This window comes from Nitrospirota bacterium, assembly GCA_016207905.1.
In the GTDB taxonomy this organism is placed as follows: domain Bacteria; phylum Nitrospirota; class Thermodesulfovibrionia; order Thermodesulfovibrionales; family JdFR-86; genus JACQZC01.
On the sequence record JACQZC010000064.1, the window covers coordinates 1 to 8,672 of the forward strand.

The 8,672-nt window shown below is 42.8% G+C and carries 8 protein-coding genes; 2 read left to right on the forward strand and 6 right to left on the reverse strand.

Features of this window, described 5'->3' with window-relative positions:
- The coding region (locus HY805_08220) for a helix-turn-helix domain-containing protein (GenBank protein MBI4824196.1) at nt 1–114 on the reverse strand (114 nt) is incomplete at its 3' end.
- A 192-nt stretch (nt 115–306) separates the two neighbouring features.
- Nucleotides 307–549 carry a DUF2283 domain-containing protein gene (locus HY805_08225; GenBank protein ID MBI4824197.1) on the reverse strand — a complete coding sequence of 81 codons (243 nt, stop codon included), beginning with the start codon at nt 547–549 and terminating at the stop codon, nt 307–309.
- A gap of 777 nt (nt 550–1,326) precedes the next feature.
- On the opposite strand from HY805_08225, the gene HY805_08230 reads away from it, so the two are divergent.
- Nucleotides 1,327–3,114 (forward strand): tetratricopeptide repeat protein, encoded by a 1,788-nt coding sequence (locus tag HY805_08230; protein ID MBI4824198.1) that lies wholly within the window; start codon nt 1,327–1,329, stop codon nt 3,112–3,114.
- A gap of 157 nt (nt 3,115–3,271) precedes the next feature.
- Complete coding sequence (locus tag HY805_08235; GenBank protein ID MBI4824199.1) at nt 3,272–4,705, forward strand: NADH-quinone oxidoreductase subunit N; 1,434 nt, start codon at nt 3,272–3,274, stop codon at nt 4,703–4,705.
- An 11-nt stretch (nt 4,706–4,716) separates the two neighbouring features.
- On the opposite strand, the gene HY805_08240 is transcribed toward HY805_08235, so the two are convergent.
- Genes HY805_08240 through ald form a run of 4 tightly spaced genes read right to left on the reverse strand, consistent with a single transcriptional unit; the run spans nt 4,717 to nt 8,318 of the window.
- Nucleotides 4,717–4,983 (reverse strand): cell division protein ZapA, encoded by a 267-nt coding sequence (locus HY805_08240; GenBank protein ID MBI4824200.1) that lies wholly within the window; start codon nt 4,981–4,983, stop codon nt 4,717–4,719.
- A gap of 1 nt (nt 4,984) precedes the next feature.
- Nucleotides 4,985–5,275: a hypothetical protein gene (locus tag HY805_08245; protein ID MBI4824201.1), complete on the reverse strand. Its 291-nt coding sequence runs from the start codon at nt 5,273–5,275 to the stop codon at nt 4,985–4,987.
- The gene (locus tag HY805_08250) at nt 5,272–7,227 is read right to left on the reverse strand and encodes a transglycosylase SLT domain-containing protein (protein ID MBI4824202.1); all 1,956 of its coding nucleotides are present in this window, start codon (nt 7,225–7,227) and stop codon (nt 5,272–5,274) included. The genes HY805_08245 and HY805_08250 overlap by 4 nt, the downstream gene beginning before the upstream one ends.
- Nucleotides 7,224–8,318, reverse strand: coding sequence for an alanine dehydrogenase (gene ald, locus HY805_08255; protein MBI4824203.1), 1,095 nt, complete (start codon nt 8,316–8,318; stop codon nt 7,224–7,226). The genes HY805_08250 and ald overlap by 4 nt, the downstream gene beginning before the upstream one ends.
- Between the last annotated feature and the right edge of the window lie 354 nt (nt 8,319–8,672).

Below are 8,672 nucleotides of genomic sequence, written 5' to 3' on the forward strand. Positions count from 1 at the left end.
ATCAGTGTCATACCGGTTGATCCACTTATAGACCGTCTTGCGGCTGACACCGTAAGTAACCGAAAGCTCTGTGATTGTGAAACAACCTTTAAGCCAGTCCGAAATCAAACTCACTCTCTCGTCCATAGGTCTCACCTCTCTCCATGGCATCGCAATACCTCCTTGCTCTGCCATTATACTGTTACCCATGTCCATAGGTTAATCTGTTACCTATGTTAGCAGGTTGCACCCCCCCCATGCCCCCTTTAGAAAAGGGGGATTTAAAGAGGATTCTCCAAAGAGGGGATTACTGGATTCCTGTGTTTTTTATCTTGTGCTTGCATTTAAGATTGTTATTCCAACAATCTTATTCCCATCTTTTCTGATAAGAATATCATCATCGGTTTCCACTGTCTTTTTTGCCCTCTGAGGTTTCCGAAAGCTTAAATATAAGACATCGGCCTCCCTATCATAATCAACCCATATGTGCTCAATAGGGAGCTTGACTATATCCGATGATAGCCCCAGACAGGTCTGGATTATCTTATCTTCTTTCAACTTCGTTGCCATACTGTTTCTCGGCTAAGTCATCGTGGTTTTCAATAATATGATACCATCTTTCATAGGTTAATCGTATTGGAATGTCATTGACTGAATACGCTATATCCACATATACTCCAATGTTATCCCTTTCTTCCCGAAGCGTCGGGATTCCCTTCGTTGTCTACGACTCATAAAGAAGTAGGAAAGCCTCCTTTGCCATTATCTTAAACAGGCATCGTTTTTCTGTCAAGAAAAATTACTTCTTATTAGTAATCCCCTTTCATCCCCTTTTAGAACAGGGGGATTTAGAGAAAGGGGACTAATGTCAGAATGAGATTCTGAAACGAGTTCAGAATGACACTTTCAGGGTTCAGAATGACAAGGTGGGGAATGACAAAGCTGTATAAACCATAGTTCACTTTTTTCTTGACAAAAGGGTTTCAAAAGCCCTATACTAACTATAGTTTGAAAGGGGTAGGAGTCCTTCTGAAGAAGGATTCCGAACAAGTCGGAATGACGGAAAGTGGTTCAGGATGGTTCAGGATGATGGAAAGGGTGCAGAATGACGGGGATTAATGTTAATTATTAAAGCAAAATTAAAGCAGGAATCATTAAAAATCAAGGACTTAGCATACCACCCCCCCTCCCCTATAAACTAAAGCAAAGACATTAGACCCTGAAACAACCCATGAAACAAGTTCAGGGCATGGTTCAGGGTGACAAATAGGTATAGCTTATTGACAGAGCCGAGATAAGTGTTTAGAATACGATTTGTATTTTAGATGCTATGACAAGGAGATAAAGATGAAAAAACCATTTTCAGCACTAATAGGTCTTTCCCTTTTCCTTTTGCTCTTTCCCTTTCAAGTCTATTGTCAAACAGGCATAGACGAAGATGCTATGAAAGAAGGCAGGGAATTACTGTCAAAGGAAACTGAGCTCAGAAAAGAAGTTTTAGGCGAAAGCTTATTTGGCGTATTCCTTGGCTCAAAATATGTGGGTTTATCGTCAACCAAAATATCCGAAGGGACATACGAAGGGAAAAAGACATATCGGATAGAGAAAGCCCTCGAGATGAAGATGACTCCTACAACCCTCTTCATGAAAAAGACCGTATATACACCGCCGGATTTTTCACCTCTTTGGAGCGAGTTTGTCAGCGAACAGGTCTCATGGCAGGGGACTTTAAAAGAAACCATTAAGCAGGTGATAAAGGATGGGGAATTAATTATAGATGAAGACAAAAATGGTGAGATAACGCATCGCACACTGCCCATTGAAAAGGCTCTCATATCCTTCACCGCATTAGAAGACATAATATACCTCTTAGTCGATTTAAACATCCCAAAGAAATATGGATTCGATACTATAAGTCCTGAAAACGGACAGCTCGGAATTTCTTATCTTAAGGTAGATGGAAAAGAAGAGATATCCTTAAAAGATAAAAGCCTCCCTGCATACAGATTGACATTGACATCGCCAGATGGCGATTCCGTCTCTTACTGGATAGACGAAAGCAAAAAGCTTATAAAGGTTGGCATGGAAAATGTGCCGCTCACTATAATTGCCATTACAGAGGAAGAGATTGGAAAAGACCTCTCTCAAAGAAAAGATATACCATTGGAGCAAAGAAGCCCCAGACAGGTAGTGGTAGACCTTTTCCTTGCCGCAGGCAATCGGGACGAAGAACTTCTAAAAAACTCTATTGCATTTGAGACGATGTGTGCAGGCAACATCGGCAGTGACGAGGAAAAAGCCACGATATGCGAGGTCCGTAAAGCCTTATTCTTAGAAAAATTACTTTCTGGCGAAATTGTATCTACAGTAGGAGAATTAATGGGTTTTATGAATGAAGAACTGCTTTCGGAAAAAATAACCGACGATAAAGCAGAGGTATCCTTTGTGGGAGAAAGCACGACACTTTTTGAATTAACCAAGGAGCAGGGCGCATGGAAGGTCATATTCGAGGAGCCCGTAGAGACAACCGCAAGTGACCTCTTATCTAAGGGAGATTCTGCATATGCAGGTGGTGACCTTGACACTGCTATCGAATCCTACAGCATGGCAATAAAGCTACAGCCTGAATTTATCTCTGCCTACTATAACCGTGGAATCGCTTATTATAATAAGAAGTTATACGATGAGGCAATCAAGGATTTTGACAAGGTAATCGAGCTGAATCCCGAAAATGCAAATGCTTATATCGGCAGAGGAAATATCTATTTTATAAAGGCAGATTATAACAGGGCTATCCCTGACTATACCAAAGCCACAGGGCTTGACCCATCGAATGTCACTGCTTATAACAATCTTGGGTATATTTACTTTGACCTGAAAAAGTATAACGATGCAGTTAAGCATTTTCAAAAGACAATAAAATTAAATGACCAGTATGCCGATGCCTATTGCGGTCTGGCAATTACCTATCTTAAGCTCGGTAAGCTGGAGCTTGCCAGAAAAAATTACAAAAAGGCAATCAAGCTCGATGCCCGCTATGACGGAAAAATCCAAGAGCTGATAGAGGAAGGCTATTTTTACACCGACCTCCAGCTTAAAGCCATTAACGAATTACTGAAAAAGCTCAACAGATGACAATATAAATTTATGTGCCTTTTGAGAAGGTTTAAAAAAGTTAGCGGATTAGGGGAGAGAGGGAATTGCCTTGACAAAAAGGAGAAGCCTGTTTAATATACGCCTTAATACACAAGCCTGATTAGGAGGCAGTAAAAATGAGTCTGAGGAGGGATTTATGAAATCCATATTAAGTCTTCCTGATATAAACCCTGTTATGCCAGAAATCCTGATGCTTTCGGCAGGTCTTATTATACTTATGCTTGACCTTGTCCTGAAAAGGAAAGAGACAGTGGCATTCCTGAGTTTTCTTTTTACTGCAGTTACGCTTTATTCGCTGTTTAATTTCTCAGGCACTACATTTTCAGGAATGTTTATAGCAGATAGCTATAGCATATTTTTTAAGTTGATATTTCTCGTAAGCCTCCTTCTTACGATTTTAATCTCAGTAAAATACATTGCCGTAGAGAGGGTAAACCTTGGAGAGTACTATAGCCTCATGCTCTTTGCAACATTAGGGATGATGCTCATGGCATCGGCAGGAGACCTCATAGTGCTTTATTTGGGGCTTGAGCTTATGGCTCTTTCGACATATGTTCTTTCGGGTTTCATAAGGCATAGCGTGAGGTCTAATGAAGCCGCCCTTAAGTATTTCCTTCTGGGTGCATTTGCCTCTGCATTCTTACTCTTTGCAATATCCCTGACATATGGCATTACAGGGACGACTAATATCATGGCAGTGGCTGATTACATCTCCAATAAGGGCATTGCTCAAGAGCCGATTCTTCTTATTTCCCTGATATTCTTTACCGTAGCATTCAGCTTTAAGATAGCGGCTGTGCCTTTTCACATGTGGGCACCCGATGTATACGAAGGTGCGCCAACATCGATAACTGCCTTCATGTCCGTTGGGCCAAAGGCAGCAGGATTTGCCGCAATAGGCAGGGTCTTTCTGATTGCATTTGGCTCTGTCAGAGGAGACTGGTCACAAATCCTGATACCTGTTGCTATTCTGACAATGGCAGTTGGAAATATCCTTGCCATTTCCCAGACAAATATAAAAAGGATGCTTGCATACTCATCAATCGCACATGCCGGGTATGCACTCATGGGCATAATCGCAGGTGGCACCGAAGGCACTGCAAGTATGATGAATTATCTCTTTATATATGCATTCATGAACATCGGTGCATTTGCCATAGTGATACTTCTTAGAAGCGAGGGCTTTACAGGCGAGAACATCTCTGACTACGAGGGGCTTTCGAAGAGGCATCCTCTTTACTCAGCCCTCATGCTCTTATTCATGTTTTCCCTGACAGGGATTCCTCCGACCGCAGGATTTATTGGAAAGTTTTATCTCTTCGTTGCGGCTATAAACGCAGGCTACACATGGATGGTTATAGTGGCAGTTGTCATGAGTTCAATATCAGCTTATTTCTACCTGAGGGTGGTTATGTATATGTATATGCGTGAGCCAAAAGAAGAGGTCTCCTTAACGCCCTCGCCTGCACTTAATCTTGCAGTAACAATCGCAGCGGTTTTTGTGCTTGCAATTGGAGTTTTGCCTTCGGGTTTTCTGAATATGGCAAGGGATGCAGTCTTAGGATTTTAGGGGAACCGATGTTAGCCCTCGAATAGTCCGTCGAGGATAGCAGTTTTTTCCTCCATCTCGTTTGCAATGGCTTCCTGCTCTGCCTTTAACCGATAAATCTCTTCTGCAAGGCTAAATGCAGTAAGGATTAATGCCTTAACAGGCGAGACATTAGGGGGAGTGCATATATCCTTCAGTTTACCCTCGATATATCTTGCAAGCTCTTCGATATGCTTCTCGGATGCATCGCCTTTTATCGTATACTTCTGCCCTAATATAGAGACCTCAACGCTTGGCATATCAGCTTAATTGAAGGGTCTCCAGCTCATTAAGCAATTCCTCGAGCTGGTTTTTTATTGCCTGTTTTTCTGATTCCAATCCTTCTATCTCGATGTCTTTTTGCTCTATGACCTCCTCGAGATGTTTTACCTTCTGCTCGATTACTCCCTTTTCCTCCTTGAGCATCCTCACCTTTTCTATTGCGGCAGTGATTTTTTCATCGAGACCTTTAAGTCTTTCCAAAGATGTAACCTCCTTTTTTTGCCGGGACTGAGCACTCGTTGTTACATCGTCAAAGAGTGTTCTTTTCATTGCATAATAATACCATGTGAGACCAATAGATTAAAAGGGTCTCTGTCTGAATCTTTATCTCTTCTGGTTGATTTACCTTCAAGGCTAATTCGTCCCTTATATATGTAATAGGTGGTCAGTATGCGCTTAATATACTGGCTTGTCTCCTGATAGGGAATATCCTCGATAAATTCATCATATGACTGATATTTCTGTTTCCCGAGCCACTGTCTTACTCTGTGCTCTCCTGCATTGTAAGCGGCAATCGCATGTGTGGCTGAGCCAAATTCCTCAAGCAGTCTCCAAAGATAATACATTCCTAACTTCAGGTTTAGCTCGACATCGTATATATGCTCTGTGCCTTTGAGCTTGATACCAAGTTTGTCTGCAAGCCTGCGTGCTGTTTCAGGCATAATCTGCATAATGCCAATGGCACCTGCCTGAGAGCATGCCTCCGGGTCAAACCTGCTTTCCTCTCTGATAAGAGAAAGCACAAGCAGAGGGTCAATGCCATAGATGCTGGATTGCTCTTTTATACTCTGCCAATAGGCAAGGGGATAGAGAATCTCATCTGGCTTTGTCTCTTTTGAAAGTATCGACACCATGCCAATTGCCTTTCTATATTCGCCCATGGAGTTAATCTTATATGCAATGCCAATGAGCTCTTTGTCGGAGATGACATTTTTAGACATATGCATAAGCTCCATAACAGCCTCTCCTTTGAGTCCTGCCTCAAGGAGTATATCGGGTCTTTCGAAACCAACGGCGTCTTCTACGCCTCCTATGGACATATCGCCCTGTATGTTTGAGTCTCCAGATGCATTAAGGTTTTTGCTGTTTCTTAGTCCTGAAAGTATACTATAAAAGCCGTCTTTTGACTCAAGCCCTTTGTAGATGTGTGTAGGGTTTCCTCCTTCATTTTCAATAGCCCTTGCATTCCAATAAAGGTATTTCGTATCTCCATATGCCTTGTAAAGTTCGCTAAAGATACCGATGGCACTTTTGTAATCACCGCTAAGGTAATAAGTCCATCCTGTATGCCAGAGCGCCTGCTCGGCATGAGCAGGGTATGTGGCTTTTACTTTGGATAATAATCTCAGTGCCTCCTCTGTGTTTCCTTCTCTCCTTTTAGCTATTGAAGAGGATATTAACAAACCCCCTGCCCTTTCGTCTTTCATGGAAACCACCTTAGCCAGTGCCCTGTCAAATGCATCGTATTTTTCAGCCCTTAAAAACGCCACTCCTGCTTCATAAAAGTTAGATGCCTCCATATAAGTCTCTCCTGCCTCTTCATATTGTTTCTGCCTGAAAAGAGAAAGTGCGAGGGTCTCTAAAAAACCCTTTTTATGCCCACTTCCTTTAGCAAGCCTTATAGCCTTGAGCATGGATTCTGCTTCTTTGTACCTGCCTGCATATATAAGGTTCGACCCCCTTTTGATAAGCTCAGGTACAGAGACCTCTTCGGGCTCAATCTCCCTCGATGCCTTCATGTCCAGAGAGCCTGCTCCGATATATAACTCCCTGAATATTTCCTTTGCCCTTGCCTTATCCTTGTCTTTTAGGAGCTCGCCCAGCAAAAATCTCATCCCTTCATCGTTAGGGTAATCCCTTATATATACCTCAAGTAATGCCTCTGCCTTTTCCCTGTCAGCCTCAACGGTATTTTTTATCAAAAGTGCTCTTGCTGTTTTTTTAAGGGGTGTTTGCGGGTACTCTTTTAGAAGCTGTTCAAGGCATTTATTTGATTTTTCGAGGTCTCCTGTTTTGATGTATGCCTTAGACATGTAAAGAAGGCTGTAATCGCCGATTATTGGAAGTTTTTCATGCGAAGAGGAAAAACTCTCGATAGCCTCGGGGTATTTTTTAGAATCGAAGAAGTCTACACCTGCCTTAAAATATGCCCTTCCGTCTATTCCATCCGCAGTCGTAATGGCAGGCAGAAGCAGAAATAAAGCAATCCTGAAGAAAGTCATATCTCACCGAGGGGAATGCCTGTAGAATCGGAAAGCCCCTTGTGGGTAACCTTCCCGTCATAGATGTTCAGGGCAGTTCTTAATGCCCTGTCTTTTCTCAGTGCGATTTCTATTCCCATATCTACAAGTCTTTTTATATATGGCAGTGTGCAGTTTGTAAGTGCCATAGTGGATGTCCTCGGATAGGCTCCTGGCATGTTTGTGACTGCATAATGGATGATGCCATGTGCTTCATACACAGGGTTTTCGTGTGTAGTTGGCTTTGATGTCTCGATGCATCCGCCCTGGTCTATGGAGACATCCACTATAACCGAGCCTTTTTTCATTCCTTTAACCATCTCCTCGGTTATGAGGACAGGTGCCTTAGCTCCTATCAGAAGCACTGCTCCAATAACTATATCGGCATCTTTGAGTGCACCCCTTATATTATACTCCATCGAAGGCAGGGTATTTACCTTTCCTGAAAACATCTCATCGAGCCTACGGAGCCTATCGATGCCTCTGTTAACGACCGTAACCCTCATACCTATTCCGAGGGCTACTCTGGCGGCATTCTCTCCAACACTACCTCCTCCGATTATCAGGATGTTTGCAGGAAGCACACCTACCGCACCTGTTGGGAGTAGCCCAGAGCCTCCTTTTGTTCTCTGAAGGTAATAGCCTGCTACAATAGGGCTCATCCTGCCTGCTATCTCACTCATTGGCTGAAGAAGCGGAAGCCTGCCTTCCTCCTCAAGGGTCTCATAGCCTAATGCAGTGATTTTTTTATCAATAAGCATCCCTATAAGCTCGGGGTTAGGCGCAAGGTGAAGGAATGTGAATAATGCCTGCCCTTCCCTAAATAACTCATATTCAGAAGACAAAGGCTCTTTAACCTTAACAATAAGGGCAGATTCCTTAAAAAGCCTTTCTTTATCCATGACCGGAGCGCCTGCATCCTTGTATTGGCTGTCTGAAAAACCGCAGGCAAGGCCTGCGCCCTGCTCGATAAATATCTTATGGCCTGCCCTCGAAAGCTCCCTTACGCCCTCTGGCGTGACAGCTACCCTGTATTCATGAGTCTTTATCTCCTTGGGTATGCCGATAACCATGATGATATAATAGCTCAACCACATAACTATGGCAAATTAGGCAGGTTCTATGGCAGGTAGTGCCAATCATTTTGTGTAAATTCATTTTATTATCCTCTTTTAATCCCATATCCTCTCTCAAGTATTTCCTCTGCATCCTTCTCTACCAACTGCCTTTCCCTCTCTTTCTCTATCTCCATCTCCCTGTCTTTTTTCATTTCAAGAATTTACACAGCGCCAGTTCAATGAGGAAGTGCAACACTTGGGGCTACGAAGGAGTTACCCTAAGTGTTTATGGAGAGACGATATAAGCAACTTAATTTGGAAGAGAGGGACAGGATAACGGAGTTGAAGGCAAGGGGTTTTAGCCTGAGG